The sequence below is a fragment of the Microcystis sp. LEGE 08355 genome, from assembly GCF_015207185.1.
Lineage (GTDB): Bacteria > Cyanobacteriota > Cyanobacteriia > Cyanobacteriales > Microcystaceae > Microcystis > Microcystis panniformis.
The window spans coordinates 1-16748 of sequence record NZ_JADEXI010000037.1 but is presented as its reverse complement, the minus strand read 5'-3'; the positions used below and the strand labels follow the sequence as shown (position 1 = coordinate 16748).

General features: G+C 41.2%; 15 protein-coding genes, 1 tRNA gene and 4 pseudogenes. 4 read left to right on the top strand and 16 right to left on the bottom strand.

Translation table 11 applies throughout. The annotated features are described in order from the left end of the window. Positions 1–429, top strand: a 429-nt coding sequence (locus tag IQ242_RS03510) for an RNA-guided endonuclease TnpB family protein (protein ID WP_193959051.1), incomplete at its 5' end; no start/stop codon positions are given. A 50-nt stretch (positions 430–479) separates the two neighbouring features. Here the strand turns inward: IQ242_RS03510 and lipB are convergent. Then, positions 480–1148, bottom strand: coding sequence for a lipoyl(octanoyl) transferase LipB (lipB, locus tag IQ242_RS03505; protein WP_002757819.1), 669 nt, complete (start codon positions 1146–1148; stop codon positions 480–482). Between the two features lie 75 nt (positions 1149–1223). On the opposite strand from lipB, the pseudogene IQ242_RS25775 reads away from it, so the two are divergent. Continuing rightward, a pseudogene (locus IQ242_RS25775) lies at positions 1224–1424 on the top strand (DUF2887 domain-containing protein); the annotation flags it as partial. Between the two features lie 45 nt (positions 1425–1469). After that, a pseudogene (locus tag IQ242_RS25770) lies at positions 1470–1718 on the top strand (DUF29 domain-containing protein); the annotation flags it as partial. A gap of 56 nt (positions 1719–1774) precedes the next feature. Here IQ242_RS25770 and IQ242_RS03495 read toward each other — a convergent pair. The 13 genes and pseudogenes from IQ242_RS03495 to IQ242_RS03435 form a co-directional block, all read right to left on the bottom strand. Continuing rightward, entirely contained in the window at positions 1775–3109 is a 1335-nt protein-coding gene (locus IQ242_RS03495) for a flotillin family protein (protein ID WP_193959049.1), read from the bottom strand. Between the two features lie 28 nt (positions 3110–3137). Next, the gene (locus IQ242_RS03490) at positions 3138–3479 is read right to left on the bottom strand and encodes a hypothetical protein (RefSeq protein WP_193959048.1); all 342 of its coding nucleotides are present in this window, start codon (positions 3477–3479) and stop codon (positions 3138–3140) included. Positions 3480–3528: 49 nt separating this feature from the next. Further along, positions 3529–4095 (bottom strand): glyoxalase-like domain protein, encoded by a 567-nt coding sequence (locus IQ242_RS03485; RefSeq protein ID WP_016517333.1) that lies wholly within the window; start codon positions 4093–4095, stop codon positions 3529–3531. Positions 4096–4606: 511 nt separating this feature from the next. Further along, positions 4607–5779, bottom strand: coding sequence for a hormogonium polysaccharide biosynthesis glycosyltransferase HpsP (gene hpsP, locus IQ242_RS03480; RefSeq protein WP_193959047.1), 1173 nt, complete (start codon positions 5777–5779; stop codon positions 4607–4609). Between the two features lie 557 nt (positions 5780–6336). Then, on the bottom strand, positions 6337–7584 hold the full coding sequence (trpB, locus tag IQ242_RS03475; RefSeq protein ID WP_193959046.1) for a tryptophan synthase subunit beta: 1248 nt from the start codon (positions 7582–7584) through the stop codon (positions 6337–6339). 135 nt (positions 7585–7719) lie between these two features. Next, the gene (locus IQ242_RS03470) at positions 7720–10290 is read right to left on the bottom strand and encodes a DUF3536 domain-containing protein (protein WP_193959045.1); all 2571 of its coding nucleotides are present in this window, start codon (positions 10288–10290) and stop codon (positions 7720–7722) included. Positions 10291–10677: 387 nt separating this feature from the next. Next, entirely contained in the window at positions 10678–10884 is a 207-nt protein-coding gene (locus IQ242_RS03465; RefSeq protein WP_193959052.1) for a Txe/YoeB family addiction module toxin, read from the bottom strand. Between the two features lie 34 nt (positions 10885–10918). Then, entirely contained in the window at positions 10919–11173 is a 255-nt protein-coding gene (locus IQ242_RS03460) for a hypothetical protein (protein WP_193959044.1), read from the bottom strand. 203 nt (positions 11174–11376) lie between these two features. Beyond that, on the bottom strand, positions 11377–11622 hold the full coding sequence (locus IQ242_RS03455) for a DUF2442 domain-containing protein (RefSeq protein ID WP_002737254.1): 246 nt from the start codon (positions 11620–11622) through the stop codon (positions 11377–11379). A 4-nt stretch (positions 11623–11626) separates the two neighbouring features. Then, entirely contained in the window at positions 11627–11875 is a 249-nt protein-coding gene (locus tag IQ242_RS03450; protein WP_193959043.1) for a DUF4160 domain-containing protein, read from the bottom strand. Positions 11876–12165: 290 nt separating this feature from the next. Continuing rightward, positions 12166–13194 (bottom strand): adenine-specific methyltransferase EcoRI family protein, encoded by a 1029-nt coding sequence (locus tag IQ242_RS03445; RefSeq protein ID WP_193959042.1) that lies wholly within the window; start codon positions 13192–13194, stop codon positions 12166–12168. A 39-nt stretch (positions 13195–13233) separates the two neighbouring features. Further along, positions 13234–14070, bottom strand: a pseudogene (locus tag IQ242_RS03440) (EcoRI family type II restriction endonuclease). Positions 14071–14592: 522 nt separating this feature from the next. Beyond that, positions 14593–15066, bottom strand: coding sequence for a hypothetical protein (locus tag IQ242_RS03435; protein ID WP_193959041.1), 474 nt, complete (start codon positions 15064–15066; stop codon positions 14593–14595). A 147-nt stretch (positions 15067–15213) separates the two neighbouring features. Between IQ242_RS03435 and IQ242_RS03430 the strand changes: the two genes are divergently transcribed. Then, positions 15214–15285: transfer RNA gene (locus tag IQ242_RS03430), tRNA-Asn, on the top strand. Between the two features lie 51 nt (positions 15286–15336). On the opposite strand, the gene IQ242_RS03425 is transcribed toward IQ242_RS03430, so the two are convergent. Further along, positions 15337–16596 (bottom strand): pitrilysin family protein, encoded by a 1260-nt coding sequence (locus tag IQ242_RS03425; protein ID WP_193959040.1) that lies wholly within the window; start codon positions 16594–16596, stop codon positions 15337–15339. Between the two features lie 3 nt (positions 16597–16599). Further along, a pseudogene (locus IQ242_RS25765) lies at positions 16600–16748 on the bottom strand (insulinase family protein); the annotation flags it as partial.

The window sequence follows — 16748 nt, the reverse complement described above, 5'->3', positions numbered from 1 at the left end:
CATAAGCTAACCACTCAATTAGTTCGTGAAAACCAAACGATTGTAGTTGAGAATTTAGCCGTCAAGAATATGGTCAAAAACCCGAAATTATCTCAGGCAATATCTGATGTAAGCTGGGGAGAAATCATTCGACAATTAGCCTATAAATGCCGTTGGTACGGCAGAAATTACATCGAAATAGATAGATGGTTTCCCAGTTCTAAACGGTGCAGTAATTGTGGGTATATTGTGAAAGAGCTGCCGTTAAATGTTCGAGAGTGGGACTGTCCGAACTGTGGGACACACCATGACCGAGATATTAACGCCAGTAAAAATATTTTGGCCGCAGGGCTTGCGGTGTCAGTCTGTAGAGCGACCATAAGACCAGAACAGAGTAAATCTGTTAAGGCAGGTGCGAAAAATCCTTCGGGACCCCAAGCAGAAACCTAAATCGTGAGGTTTGGGAATCACCGTCCGTTTACGGCGGTGAGGATGTCAAGTTAATCCTTGTCAAGAGAAAATAATTCCACACCGAAAACTGAGGCGAAAACTCTCGATAAATCTTGCTGTACTTGCATAAGACTAATATTAGGCAGAAACTGCCGTAAACTGCCCACGGGTTTATTAGCAATCCCACAGGGAATAATCTCGGCAAAACCGCTTAAATCTGGACAAACATTGATGGCAAAACCATGATAGGTAATCCAATGACTAACTTTAATACCGATCGCCGCTATTTTATACCCTTCTACCCATACCCCCGTCAGGCCCGCGATTCTTTCCCCCGACAATCCATAAATAGCGATAGTTTGCAGGATGACTTCTTCCAATTGTCGCAAATACCAGTGTAAATCCTGCCGATAATAGCGCAAATTGAGGATCGGATAGCCCACTAACTGCCCCGGACAGTGATAGGTGACTTCGCCTCCTCGCTCGATTCGGTACACTTCTTTGTCGGTTTTGTCAAGATTAAATTTAATAAACTTAATATCTGAACCAGTACCGAGGGTGTAAACGGGGGGATGTTCCAGCAGCAGCAGCACATCGGGTAAGTCAGGATTAGCAATTCTCGCCTCCACCAGCGATCGCTGGTGCGACCAAGCGAGAGAATAGGGAGTAATTGCCTGAATTTTTAGCCCACAGAGACGAGGCATTTTTTGAGCATTCATCGAGAGATGTGATTGTTCAAATTATTTAAGAAATGTGGAAGATCACCAAGGAAAATTAAAAGAAGGGAAGAATAGATGTTGGGGAGAATAATAAGCACTAATCTAAAGTTATCCCATCTATCATCTCTTGGGATCAGTATCCTCCAGTTTATCCTCATCGGCGCCAAAAAAGCACCAAAACAAGTTCAATCCTTGATTGAGCAAACCCACCAACAGGTTGTTGACCCTAACAATCAAAGAAATGTTATCGAGTTAATCGAGAAGATTATTATCTACAAATTTACTCACCATGGCACTGCTCTAAGATGGAGACAATCAATTATGCTAGGTGTTCACGCATTAAAACAACTCTATGAGATTGATGACTCTCAATGGCTAGGAGAAACCATTAGCCTACTCAGAAATCATCAATTTCAACAGCTAGACTTAGAACATTTAATCGAGGAATTAGAGGATTTGGGCAAAGAAAAGAAAAATGCTGTAGCCAGTCTTTTAGAACAGGTTATCCGCCATTTATTATTCCTGCAATACTGGAGCAAGGAAGCAGAATATAAGACAATTTATTGGCAGTAATAAATCGATAACTTCCGTACTCAATAAAATCAGGCTAGTATGTTTTCTGACTGCTATTTTTCAATTTTATTGGTGAGAGTTCCGACCACATCAATACCGAGGGTTTGATGGACACTGGCGAGGAATTGATTGACGATTTCGGGATAGACTTTAATCAGGGTAGCGAGGGATTTCCCATCACCATTATCAACAATATTAACTCGATCGAGGTGTAGGCGTTTAGGAATTTTGATCGCTTCTTCTAGGATAGTTTCTAACTGTTGAATCAAGAAAATTGCTTCTGCTTCGCTGCCGGTGTTTTGCCAGACTTCCGCGAATAATTCGTTAACCAAGGCTTCAGCTTTGGCATTTTCTTCAAAAATTGCCGCTTGTCCTCTAGCGCGGAAAGTTTCAGCTTCCTGCTGCGCTTCTGCGGGTAAAACCTTATCTGCTTGGAGACGTAATCTTTCCAATTCTGCTCTGACCTGTTGCAATTTTTCCTCAACTATAGCACGTTTTTCCTTAGCGGCGGCGATAGTTATTTCTTCTTCCGATTTGGCCTGTTGTTCCAGTTTTGCCTTTAACTTTCTCAACTCGTTTTCTTGCTCTAAAATAATAATTTGATCGCGGGTTTTAGCTACGGTTGCCTGTTCCTCACATTCCGCGACTATTTGTTCAGCTTCATTGAGTGCATTTGATTCAGCAATTTCAGCATCACGCATGACTAAAGCGATTCTTTCCCGTCCGAGGGAGTTAAGATAATCCACGTCATCGGCAACATTTTGAATTTTGAGAGTATCAATTTCTAAACCGAGTTTAAACAGGTCTTGACTGACATTACTGGTAATACTTTCGGCAAATTTTAGGCGATCTTCGTTCACTTGTTCGGGGGTCATTGTTGCGACTACACCCCGCAAGTTTCCTTCTAAAGTTTCTTTAGCTACGCGAATAATTTCTTCTCGATCTCGATCTAAAAAACGTTCAATCGCATTGCCGACTATTTCAGGTTTAGAACTAACTTTCACGTTAGCAATTGCCACTATATTCAGGGGAATATTGCCCTTAGAATAGGCATTTTTAATCTCAATTCTGATCGGGGTTGTGGTGACATCCATGCGTTTAACGGTTTCTAAAATTGGAATACGAATCGCCCGACCCCCCGATACCACTCGATACCCCACATCCTGTCTATCTTTTGATTTGCGTTTCATCCCACTCAGGATCACTACTTCATTGGGTTTGCAAATACACAAAAAAGAATTGATAAACCAAATCGCACCAATCCCCAGAAATATCAATAAAGCGATGGGAACACTATTCAACAATAAACTGCCAGCACTGTTGTTATTAATATTGCCGTCTTGGTTGGGATTGATTTGGATGAGATAGGAATTATTTTGACCATTCATAGTTAGTTACCCTTTGGTTTAGAAGAAATTACAAATCGCCTCTGATATACTTTTCCGCAATGACTAAAACTTTATTGTCCTGGCAATTGAGGATAAATGCTTTATCCCCGACATTAAATTGTTCTTCCCCTTCCGTTATCGCTACTATATCGATCAGACTATCCCCGACATTAACTCGCACTTTCCCCTTGCTATTTTTATCGAAGGGGATTTGAACAACTCCAATTAAACCGATGAGAGAGTGATAATCGACGATACTATTTACCTGTTGGTTGCAGCGTCTCAACTTGACTAAAATTAGGAGTAGAATGGCCAAACCAATACCTACCCCTAAAGAAATTACAACAATTGTGAGCAGTTGAGCATTCATAAGTTTAGTTATTTACCGTTATAGTTGCCCCCAATCTAATTACCGTTAACTAATTCGAGACTTCGGCCATTTCAATCACGCGATCAGCATTATCTTTGACCAAAAAATTTAAAGGTTTATTGCGACGAACTTTATACTTTAAGCGTCGTGATTCCACCCGCATCAGAATTTGTTCTAAACAATCGTGATCAAAGCAAACATGACGATGACGATCCTTATAACCTGCGGTTGCTCCACCAACGATGTGCAGTTGGGTATTTTTCTTTAACTGATACCATAAACCCTGGGGTTGATCTCCCAAAGAAGGGTTGGCAGTAGTCACAGCCGGATTACTAGACATATAAAATGGATCAATCATATTATTGCCCATCGTCTGCTCATAATTGTAATAGTAATGGAGGGGGACATCGGCCGTGGGTAAATTTAAAAGTCCTTCATAAAATTGTCGGGCTGTCTCCAAATCTGTCACCATGATTGTATGAACTTTTGGGGCGCTAGTTAGAAACATCCACATGGCTAAAGCATAAGCGGCCAGAAGCATAACCATAATCCCCTGGGTGGACAGGAGAGTATCAAGGGGTAGGAAAGCGCCGAAGAAAAGATGATTTATCAACACTGATGTGATCCTATTGCCTAAGAATTTCTATCATTCCCTAATTATAATCACGACGCTGAAACTTAAGTGAACAGGGTGAGGAGTGACCAAGTTCCGTACATTTGTATTAAAATGCTCCCTACCCAGTTTAAATGCAGTACAATTGACCTCAAATTCTCCTATGGGATGAATAAGTAGCTGGTTATAATTAAATTAAAAATGGATTTTAGGTTCGATCCCCCCTTATTACTAGGGTTGATTCATAGTAGGGTTGATTCATGAATCAACCCTACCCTATAGTCCCCCCTTGATAAGGGTGGTGTCTGATAATTTTTAACGCCTACCTACTTAAATGATGAGATGATGACATTGGGGACGGAAATATGAGGAATTAGCGGAGATGAAAGCGTATATTGGAAATAGAGCCATCCCTAGAAAAGTGAGCTACTGTTATGAACTCTTTTGCGCTTCCCGTCTTTCTGCAATCAGGTTTAACCCTACTGGCATTTTTAGTGCTGGTTATCCTCATGGCCTAAATCTTAATCCGTCTGTCTAGATTTTCATAGACAGTTAACAGCTGTTCAGCGATCGCCGACCAACTATATTGGTTTAAGACTAAATCCTTGGCATTTTTCCCCCTTTGTTGGCGAATTTCAGGATTAGTGATAGCCGTTGCCAAAGTATTAGTTAAATCCTCAAGCTGACAAGCTGTCACCCATCCCGCAGCCGCTGCTGCCACCGCAGGATGCAGATCCACCCGGTCCGAGATCACCACAGGAATTCCGGCAGCCATAGCTTCGGCAACCGCGATGCCAAAATTTTCATAGTAGGAAGGTAAAACAAATAAATCGGCCCTAGCGAGGAGGCTATTTTTGACTTCTCCGGTGACAAATCCGGTAATCGTCGTATTTTTGCCCAATATTGACCGCTCGATCTGATTTTTAATGCGATTTTCGTACTCCCGGTCCTGGGGATTGCCTCCTGCTAAGACAAAATGAAAATCTAGGCCTTTTTCTAACAACCTTTCTAAACTGGGCAGCAGTATATCTAGACCTTTTTTCGGATCAAGACGGGACATATAGAGAATGATCGGTTTATTTTGGGGAAGATCAAAACCCACTGGTAAAGCTTGTGGGTTAAAAAAATCTACCCCTAGGGGGATGACAATATCCTTAGTTTTTATATCAAATCTTTCAGCGATTTGACACTCCTGCTGACTGGTAAAATGAACTGCCGCCGCCGCCGCTAAATTGGGTTTTTCGAGAAAATTGGCATATATTTGTTTAAATTGCCGTTTTTTTTGCAAATCTGCTGGATCGAGAGTACCTAGAGGACGGAGAATATAGGGCAGTTGACGGTAACGAGCGATCGAAGCCGATATACTGCTCACTGGGGAGAATAAGGCATGAATATGGGCGATATCGTAATCTTTTGCCCTATTTGCCAACCAAGTAAACAGATCAAGGGAAAATTTATAGCGGCGAAAGGGAGAACAGCGAAAATAATAGATTTGATAGCCATTTTGACTAACAGGGACTCCTAAAGGCACCTCTAGGGGTGCTTGTCCCGTGTCACCATTGGAATCGGTGGTAATAATGGTCACATCTTGGCCTAGTTGCGCCAAGGCCGCTGACAAACCGAGTACCATTTGACTGGGGCCACCATAAACAAGGGAAATCGAAGGAACAATCTGAAGAATTTTCATCGAAAAATTGGGTCAGAAACCCCGCCGTTCTAGGTTGGCTTTACCGTTAAATACTAGCGCATTTGCACGATATAAGTAGGTAGGCACAATTATTTGTAGGATGGGTTAGCGGTAGCGTAACATAATCGGGCGTTGGGTTTCATGCTTCAACCCAACCTACGTTCATTTTATATTTAATTCCACCCACCCACTTATGCTAGAAAGTGCCACTTAGAGCGACTCTAAGACCAGAACAGAGTAAATCTGTTAAGGCAGCTGGGAAACCGCTCAAGAACCCCCAAGAGGATATCAAATTCAGCTAGTCCGGAACAGGGAACGGTTCAAAACGAATATCAAATTTAGATGCACAATAGCTTATTCCTCTGATTGATCAGTTATCAGTAAACAGTAAGCAGTTATCAGTGATGAGACGGGGAGTATGTAGCATTTTCATGGCTCAGTAAATGATAATCGGTCAAGGGTAACAAGACAGCAATAAACTGTCATTTAATACTGCTCAACTAATACCGATCACTTAATACTCAAATCTGATAACTGCTCACTGAAAAGGCGAAAGGTTAACCATTCATCGATAAATATTTAGCCACCGATTGCACATCTTTATCACCCCGTCCGGAGAAATTGATAACAATGCGAGGACTACCGGTTACTTGCGGGCAAAGAGTTTCTAAATAAGCTAAAGCGTGGGCAGTTTCTAGGGCCGGAATAATCCCTTCTAAACGGGAAACTCGTTGAAAAGCTTCTAGTGCTTCCTTGTCGGTGACACTGTAATATTCGGCGCGACCACTATCTTTTAAAAAGCTATGTTCTGGGCCGACTCCGGGATAATCTAAACCGGCACTAATGGAGTGGGCCTCGATAACTTGACCTTCGTTATCTTGTAATAAATAACTCATGGCCCCATGTAGAACCCCCGGTTGACCTTGGGTAAGGGTGGCGGCGTGTTTTCCAGAAGCGATACTTTCTCCGGCGGCCTCAACACCAATTAAACGCACGGCAGTTTCTTTAACAAACTCATGAAATAAACCCATAGCATTAGAACCACCCCCCACACAAGCGAGGAGAATATCCGGTGAACCGCCCCATTTTTCCAGACTTTGCTGACGAGTTTCTTGACCAATAACCGCATGAAAATCGCGCACCATCATCGGATAGGGATGGGGACCGGCCACGGAACCAAGGATGTAGTGAGTGGTTTCCACATTAGTTACCCAGTCGCGAATCGCTTCCGAGGTGGCATCTTTCAGGGTTCCCGTCCCGGCAGCCACGGGTTGCACCGTTGCGCCAAGCAGTCTCATGCGGAAAACATTGAGTTCCTGGCGTTCCATGTCGTGAATTCCCATATAAATCACGCATTCTAGACCAAAACGAGCGCAAACCGTAGCCGTGGCCACGCCGTGCTGTCCTGCCCCGGTTTCGGCGATAATTCGCTTTTTACCCATACGTTTGGCTAATAAAACCTGACCGAGGGCGTTATTAATCTTGTGGGCGCCGGTATGGTTTAAATCTTCTCGTTTTAGGTAAATTTGCGCTCCAGTCCCGTCAGCTTTGGCATAATGGGCGGTGAGACGTTCGGCAAAATATAAGGGACTAGGTCTACCGACGTAATCCTTGAGCAGTTGATTTAATTCTTCTTGAAAATCGGGGTCGTCTTTATACTGATTATAGGCCGTTTCTAGTTCACTTAAGGCTGGCATCAGGGTTTCTGGGACGTATTTGCCCCCGTAGCGTCCAAAACGCCCAAAAGCATCGGGATACTGGGTTGCTGTGCTGGCTGAGGCGGCATAAATCGGCGTGATAGTCATGTAAATCTTAGATGAGAGACTATGTCCATTATAAATCTAAGGGTTTAGTCTCTGGGTTAACCTGAGTTCCAGGGCAGTTATCACCTAACCCACTTAATCATCAAAGGGTGAGCATTGCCCACCCTTTGACTGATTTTACAGCCAAATACTCACATCAACTTTTAACACCTGTCCTAATAGTAATAACCATTTTAATTGAGTCATCGGCCAAGGACAGGCAGCATCTATGGAATTGGACCGCAAAGAATTAAGAACTAGACGATCATGGAAATAATAATAGTATAATTCCTGAGAGCGATCGAGGGATAATCCTAGCTTTAATTGTTGGCTAACTTCAATTAAACGGGTGATTAGGCGAGTATCCTCCTCCGCCGTTAAAGGATCGCCATCGTGTAATAATTTCCCAAGAGATTGCCAGAGCAGACTTTCTAAGGTTTGACGCACTTCGGGAATATTTAATTGACAGTGTAAATGATTGGCTTCCTTAGCAATAGCAAATAATTGATCGAGATTATTTTCCGTTGCTTGCCGCTGCTCAAAATCTTTTTCTAGGGCATTAATCACCTGTAAACAACGGTGAGAAATGGCAATATCGGCCGCTACCTGTAACTCGGCAGGTACGGGCAGATCATCCCGTTGGAAAGCCGCTAAAATGCCGTAATTATCCCGATAAACTTGGGTATATAATTGATCGAGACGTTTTTTAGTTTCGGCTGTCACCTTCTGCATGATCCGGTGTCTTTCATCGGCAAAAAGATGGGGTAAAGCAAAAAAGTTTTCTCCCAATCCGCGCCCCATTTCTACAATCATGGTCGAAACACTGGCCTGTTGTAAAGATTCAAAGAGATGCTCCTTAAGATTGGTATAGATTAACCGACTGTTAAACGGTTGAATGCAGCAGTAAAAATCCCAACCTCCTAAATGTAGAACAGCAAAGACAAAATGTTCACTTTCTTGGGTAATTTCCGAGGTTAATTCCACCTGTCCCACTGCTAAAGTTAAAGACCCGATCGCTTGTTTTTGATAATCTAATTGACGGGTATTGTAACAATAAATCCGATGATGACTGGGATAATTGGTAAATAGGGAACTAATGGCGTAATGGGCTGCCACCCGTTCCAAATCGACCCGCGCAGAAGTGACCAATTGTCGATAGACATCAGCCCCATCTTGATATAATTTAACGTTACTGGGGGCGAAAGCTAGACGACTGAGGAAATTCATTTCTAATTGAATTCCGGCCACTTCTCCAGCTAATTCCAGGGCCCGGCCAGCATATCTCAAAATTTGCGTACCTTCAGGTCGAGAAATTTCCTCAAAAAACCAGCCACAACTGGTAAACATCAATAAAGCTTGTCTTTGCATTTCTAATAAACGCAAAGCATCGATTTTCTCGCTTTTACTCAGGGTACGACTTTGATGCACAGCTAAGAAATGTTCGATCGCGTCTGGGGATCGATCTAAAATAACTGCAATGTAGTCATCCCTTGTCTGCCAAGGATCGCGGAACAATTCCTGTCCCTGAATCTCATAGACCTTAATTAACTCATCTCTGAGCCAATTTAGGGACTCCCGCAGGGGTTTACGCCATTTTTGCTGGTAATTTCCCCCTCCCCCGCAACCACAGTCATCCTGCCAACGATTTACGCCATGGACACAACTCCACGCAGTTACGGGTTTTAATTCCACTTCCCAAGTGGGGGGGCAAATACTGAGATAATGGGCGAAATTGGTGACTGTCCAGCCGTTTTTAGGAAAAGATTCCGTAAAAGCATAGCTAAGACACTTCTCTGTCCCCTGTTTGTGGTGGCCGAAAGTTTCCCCATCGGTAGCGACGCTGATTAACTGGGAAGGACGATGATCCCCTTTAATTGCTTGTCCCAGACGACCGACGAGAAAATCACTACTGGCTAGGACATCATTAAAGCCCATATCGCGAGAAATTGGACCATCGTAGAAGAAAATATCCAGATAACGACCATCGGGGATGTAACAGCGATAGGGACGGGTGGGATCGATTTGACCTCCGGCCACCGCGTGCCATTGGGGATGGGGATCATGGTCGCTAGGGAAAGGACGACAGCGCAGGGCCTGGGAAGGGGCTAAAATGGTGAATTTAATCCCTTCATCGATTAAAGCTGTCACTGTGGCTAAATCAATGGCTGTTTCCGCTAACCACATTCCTTCGGCATCCCGGCCGAAACGGTGCTGAAAATCAGCTTTTCCCCAGCGAATTTGGGTGTATTTGTCCTGTTTGTTGGCTAGGGGCAGAATGATATGATTATAGACCTGGGCGATGGCGTTACCATGACCGTTTAAGCGTTGACAACTTTTTTGATCCGCTGTCAGGATGCGTTGGTAAACTTCGGGATCATGGGATTGCATCCATGACATGAGGGTGGCCCCGATGTTAAAGCTGAGATATTCGTAGTTATTAACTATTTTGATCACTTCCCCCCGGTCATTGTAAATACGCGCAAAAGCATTGGCACGATAACACTCGTGATGGATGCGTTCATTCCAATTGTGGAAGGGATGGGCGCTCGGTTGCCGTTCAATTCTGTCTAGATAGGGATTTTCTCGCGGTGGTTGGTAAAAATGTCCGTGAACCGTGATATAAACTCCGTGAGCGATTTTTAGGGGATCAACCCCCGTGTCGGTATAGGAATAAAAGGTTGTAGAAGGATTTTCAACAAGATAAGTCATAGAAATGCCTAGAAAATCGGTTTTTTTGAGGGAAAATAGCTGTAGAATGTAGCGACCTGATGTTTTAAAAAACTGAAAACCTTGCCGTTTTTTACGGACTTGGTGTCACAATATCATATTTTGCGTTCCTAGCAAAGCTAGGGTTAACAATTCGCAACTTTTCTACACACAGCCCTAAGTAATACTAAATTTTGTGACAAAATCTAGCTTTTTCGGGTAAGCTGTTGGCTATCTAGGGCTGACTGACCATCCTTTGCAATCAGCGTTCTACCCTACGAGAGATGCGATCGCTCCTGCTGCCCAAAAAGCGATGGCCATTTGCGTTCCTATCCCAAGCAATGGCAATTTTAAAGTTTAATCCACAAGATGACAGCGATTACATTGAGCCTAGTCATAATGAAATTTACAACTGATAATAATAATTTCTGTTTCTGTAATTTTATAAACTAAGCGATGTTCATCATTAATACGTCTTGACCAATAACCCTTGAGTTGATGTTTTAAGGGTTCGGGTTTGCCGATTCCAGAGAAGGGATGGCGCAATATATCATCAATTAAATCAACGATTTTTTTATAGAGTTTTTTGTCTTCTATCGCCCATTCATTGAATTATTTAAAAGCTTTCGGATCAAATACTATATTTTTCACGCCATTCTTTTGTGGTAATTGTCACTAAGTTTTCTTTATTTTCTATTCTGTCAATAGCTTCCGATAATTGACGCTGATTGGCTTCTGTTGAAAGAAGATATTCGGTTGTATCGGGTTCAGGATCAGACACTAAAATAATGATATCCACATCCGTTCCTTCTTCTAGTTCCGCAGAATAAAGCTCTATTTTTCCTTCTCTACCAACAATTCCTTTCTGTTTAATCGCTCTAATCATGATTTTTTCTCTTAAGATGTCAAACAATTATGGCTATTATATCAAAATCAGCATGAGTTAGAACTGTTGACAAGAAAAGCGATCGCCATTACCCAAAAATTGATCCTTCCCAAAACGATCGCCCTTGGCGTTCCCATCCCAAGCAATGACAATTTTAAAGTTTAATCAACAAGATGACAGCGATCGCACTACAAGATCGGCAATCATAGTTCAATTCCATTGATCCAAATTTCATACTCGCTTATATCAACTTCATCATTCCAAACGATTCCGCTACCTGATGGATCAAGTTGAAAGTTTTTAAAGAAAGCATAGTTTTTAAGGGAAGAAAACATCGTTTTTTCTAGTAGATTTTCACAGTTATATTTTCTAGCTTGATGATTAGAAAAATGCACCAATAGAGTATAATTTTCAATGATTTCGGCTGATGTTATTTTGGGATAAAGCATTGTTTTATTTCAAAGGTGGTAATTTATTAAATTCTTGAGTGTTCAACATTTTCAATAATTCTGATTGATAGATTGTTGCCCATTCTACAACCATTTTTGTGGCTCTATTAGGTAAGTCTCCTTCAATGATTTCTAAGGTTTCCAGATTAAATAGGGCGTTATATTCTCCATAAATCGCATGAAAATGGGGAGGTGGATGATCGGCAAAAAAGATTTTAATGATAATTCCATAAAATTGAGTAATTTCTGGCATAAATCTATTTTTATAAGTCTTGCTTTATGACAAAAATATTATAACAAAGCTTGTTGGGTTTTGTTACCTCGACCTAAACGACAAGATCAGCAATCGCACTCCTTATCCCCAAAGAGCGATCGCCGTTGGCGTTCCTATCCCAAGCAATGGCAGTTTTAAAGTTTAATCAAGAAGATAACGGCGATCGCACTAGGTTCTTCGGCATCCCACTGACAGCTGCCATCAATGTGCATGGTGCGTTCCCCAAAAGCGATCGCTGGAGTAGTAGGACTTGCATTAGGGAACGCACCCTAGAACTGAGTTATACATTGTTTTTCTTTGTCAGTTAAATCAATATATTCTGTTTGTATTCGTTTATTCTTGATTAGTATTCTAAAATAAGGACATTTCCCATTTACTGATAAATCTTTATCATCATTCCCTTTCCTGAATTTAATTATTTCAAATTGGTCGGGATTGAATTTATGTAAAAATGTTATTGGTACACCCATAACCCCCTTGAAGTCTAAGGGAATATCTTGGGTTTTATTGACATTAATTCCATCATAATTGTCATATTTGGGATATTCAGCTTCATTGCCAAAATATCTTTTTGTGAGAGCTATATCTTCGTGCCGCTTTGATGTGTCTAAGTTTGTTAACCATAAACAATTATTTGGAGAAACTATCCTATTTCCAGAATTGTCAATACGAGCCTCTGTTCCATAAAGTTGATATTGTTCGGGAACAATGAAACCAGAAATTCCTCTACCAAGATTTATTCCTAACCAGGCTTTGTTTTCTTTAATTAGTTTGAAATTTTCTTTGTAGGTTATTGCATTAATATTGCCAATTATCAAAAACTTTTTGTCATATTTAACTAATTGAGCTACATATTCTCTGAATAATGAAAATGGCGGATTAGTAACAACAATATCAGACTTTTTTAATAGTTCAATACTTTCAGGACTACGAAAATCCCCATCGCCATTAAAGTAAACAATGTCAGTGGAAATAGGTTTATTTTTTTCTCTCTCTGTACCTGTATATTCAAAGAAAAAACCCTTTTCATCTTCTTCTGTATTAAATAAATCTCTCCCTTGTTCTCGATAACAAGATGTTATTATTTTTTTTAGACCTAACTTTTTGAAGTTTGCAGCAAAATACTTAAAAAAGTTACTAATTCGGGGGTCATCGCAATTGCAATAAACTACTTTATTTTCAAAATGACTTTTATAATGTTGCAACTCACTTTCTATATCTGAAAGTTGCGTATAAAACTCGTCACTTTTTAGTTTTTTAGCATTTTGCAATAATTTATTTGTCGCATTTCTTACCATGTTCAACCTTTTTTGATTTAATAAATGTTTTGTTTTTAGTTATTTACTTTTGGTTATCTGATTAAATATTTCACTGCCTAATACTTGAAGAGAGGTTTTAGAAATTTCAAGCATAATATCAAACATTTTTTTGATATCCCATTTTTCTCCATTCCCTTGTGTGTATATAGAAGTTGCTTGAAGCATTATGGTTTTATCTTTATGTTTGACAAACTTATTCTTACACAAATTGGTATTAATTGGCATTCCATAATTTGCAGAAGTTAATCGATCTAATCTATTTAACGTTCCTGAATTATATTCGAGCGTTACAACCCTTCCATCGGGTGTTTTAATTGAAATATTTTCTGTTAAAAAATTTGAGCCTTCAAGAAATAAGACATAAGGAAAATGAGATTCAGAGAACATCAAATTAGCGATTTCAGATATGTTTTTATGCGACCTTTCTATTGCATTACCAGCAGCCATCAAGTCTTGATTATTATTCTTACCTACCAGTTTACCGTTTTTGATATTTTCCATGTCTTTTCCTTGACGTTTAGCTTCCGAGACTAAAACGATTCTCCAATTACCGTTATCGTCTTTTACTTCTATTATTCCACCATCAGGTCTAATACTTGAATCTGATACAAAAAGGGTTTGCCCTAATTCTGGGTCAACTTTCTTTAATGTTTCGTTTATTTCTTATTTTTTTATACTTCTTTTGTATTGAAAAGATAATTGAGGAAACTACTTTTTAAGTTGGTCAATAACAAGATGTGAAATTTCTCCAACTATTGTTTCGTGTGATTTTGCTTCAGCCCCAAATATACCAGCTACACCTTTAGACTCTTTATGTTGATTCGTTAATCTTTTCGATTGATTTTTTTTAGACATAATATATCTTCTCCTTACTTAAACTTTCTGCTTTCTGCTACGGGTAATGTATGTATAACTACATATTATACAGAAACTTTCTGTCTAACAGTCCTGATGGTAACGATAGGTGGAAACTTGCGGCATATTCCCCCATTTTAGCGCAATCGCTGGAACTTTTTCCCATATCATACCCAAGAGCATATTAGCCAGATTAAACAACCTCTTTTAAGTGGATTCCTAACAACAAGCTCAAATAAAATAGACTTTTCGGGAAGTGTAGCACTAATTCTTCAATCCACCCCACAATTACCTAATTTTCGGGGAAAAAGTGCCTAATTTTGCCACCGGCTGGCACTTTTTGAGGACAAAAAGCCTAAAAGTCTTATCCCACAAGATTTTTAAGTAGATAGGTATTAAAAACTTTCAGATCCCCCCGCCTATCGGCACCCCCCTTATCAAGGGGGGCAGGGGGGATCAAACCTAAAATCCATTTTTAATTTAATTATAACCAGCTACTTAGCTCTATTCAGCCATCCCTATTTATTGGTGTACCTGCAAATGAAGGACATAATGACCTAAAATCAGGTTATCTGACCATAATTCGTACTCTAGACGCAAATATTCGGGGAAATTATTCCCCTCTAATGTGAGACTACGGGTATAGTTGCGGAGGCGAAAAGCGTAACCCGGTTGAGGACTTTCGGCATTTAACCAGTAGCGACTGACACCAAAAACCCCTTGCTCCCAAAAATGGCGATAGGCGAATTTTCCCTGGCCCTGCATGGTCATAATTACCCGATTGGCTGAAATTTCTAGCCAAATTAATTTATTTTGATTATTTTCGGGTTTGAGTGTCTCTATTTCCGCGAGAGCCACCGGGGGTTGATTGAGGAGAAGATGAAACCGGTGGCGATCCTTTTGGTAGAGGGTAGCGGCAGTGTCTAAAGTGGAGAGGATGGGTAGATCTGTCGAGAGCAGACAGAAGGAAACGGGACGGCGGTGATGAGCAAGCATAGACTAGACTTAATGGTGTCCTTATCTCCACAATAGTTGATTCTCTGCCCACCGCTACCAGCACCGGAAATTTTTTTGAGAAAAAATCCAGAAAACACTTGCATTATTGAGGGACTTATGATTATAATTATTAATTGTGAGTAGCCTTCCTCGGTAGCTCAGTGGTAGAGCGGTCGGCTGTTAACCGATTGGTCGTAGGTTCGAATCCCACCCGGGGAGTTAATCAAAAATAGGAGCGGCAATAGTTTTTATTGCCGCTTTTTGCTCTTACTAGAGAATTTCAGCGATCGCATTTTCTGGACCGACTAGGGAAATGTAAGGATTTTGAAAATATTTACTGGCTACCGATCGCGCTTGTTCGGGAGTAATCTGATTAATAGAATCCAGGAAAGTGCGATCAAATTCAATCCCCAAACCTAAGCTTTCATACCAACCGTATAACTGAGCGATTTCGGCGTTAGTTTGTTTACCGAGAGCATATTGACCCAATAACTTATTTTTAGCTGACTGTAACTCCTCCTCACTCAAAGTTACTTTATATAACCTTTCTGCTTCCTGACGCAATCCCGCCATGGCGATCGCTGTGTTTTGGGGTGCAGTTCCCATATAAATGACAAATTGGGAAGAATCGAGACGGGTGGGATAAAAAGCGGAAACATCGTAGGCTAATCCCCGTTTTTCTCGCAATTCCACGAATAAACGACTAGATAACCCATTCCCCAGATAGGTACTCAACAATTTTAAAACGGCATAATCATCCTCTTGTACAGAAGACCCGGGGTATCCTAACATAACGATCGCCTGTTGACTAGCTTGGACGGTAGTTAAACAGGTGGGCTGAAAATCAAAAGCGGCCGGGGGTAAACTAGATAAAGGAAGATCGGGAATTGACCAACTGCCAAAAATTTCCGTCACTGCTTTTACTGCTTGCTCTAGGGTAATACGGCCAGAAAGACTAATCACGAGGTTATCGGGACGGAAAAAGCGACTATGATAGGCCAGCAGATCCTCCCGTTGCAATTGCGAAACCGTTGCCTCCGTACCCAATAAAGACATACCATAGGGATGATCTGGGTACATAGCGGCGCGTAATTGATTAAAAGCTACATTAAAAGGCTGTTCCAATTGAGAGCGAATGCTTTGACGGGTGAGATTTTTCTCTAATTCGATTTCTGGGGGTGGAAAACTGGGAAAACGAACAATTTCCGCTGCTAGACGCAATATATCTAAAAAATCCTTGGTAACGGTCTTTAAACTAACCACAAAATAATCGGTCCCTGTGTCCGCACTTAAACCGGCACCCGTGGACTCAACGCGATCGGCAATTTCTAGGGAAGATAACTTTTCTGTACCTTTGGTGAGCAGCACGGCCAACAGACGAAATAAACCCGCTTTTTCGGTTTTTTCCCAACGAGTACCCGCATTTTTGAGAAAAATCCTCCCTGCAACTAACTCCACGGCCGTATTTTCCACCACTAAAAGGGTGATGCCATTTTCTAAGGTTAAGCGGTGAATGGGGGAAGCGGACATCGTTTATTCACAGGGTTGCATTATTGTAATAGCATATCGCTCCGGGGAGAGATACTGACGAGCCAGACGCTGGAGATCTGACGGTTGCAAACTTTGGATAACTTGGGGATAGCTCGTGGCTAGATCGGCAGCTCTCAGGGTTTGATAATATC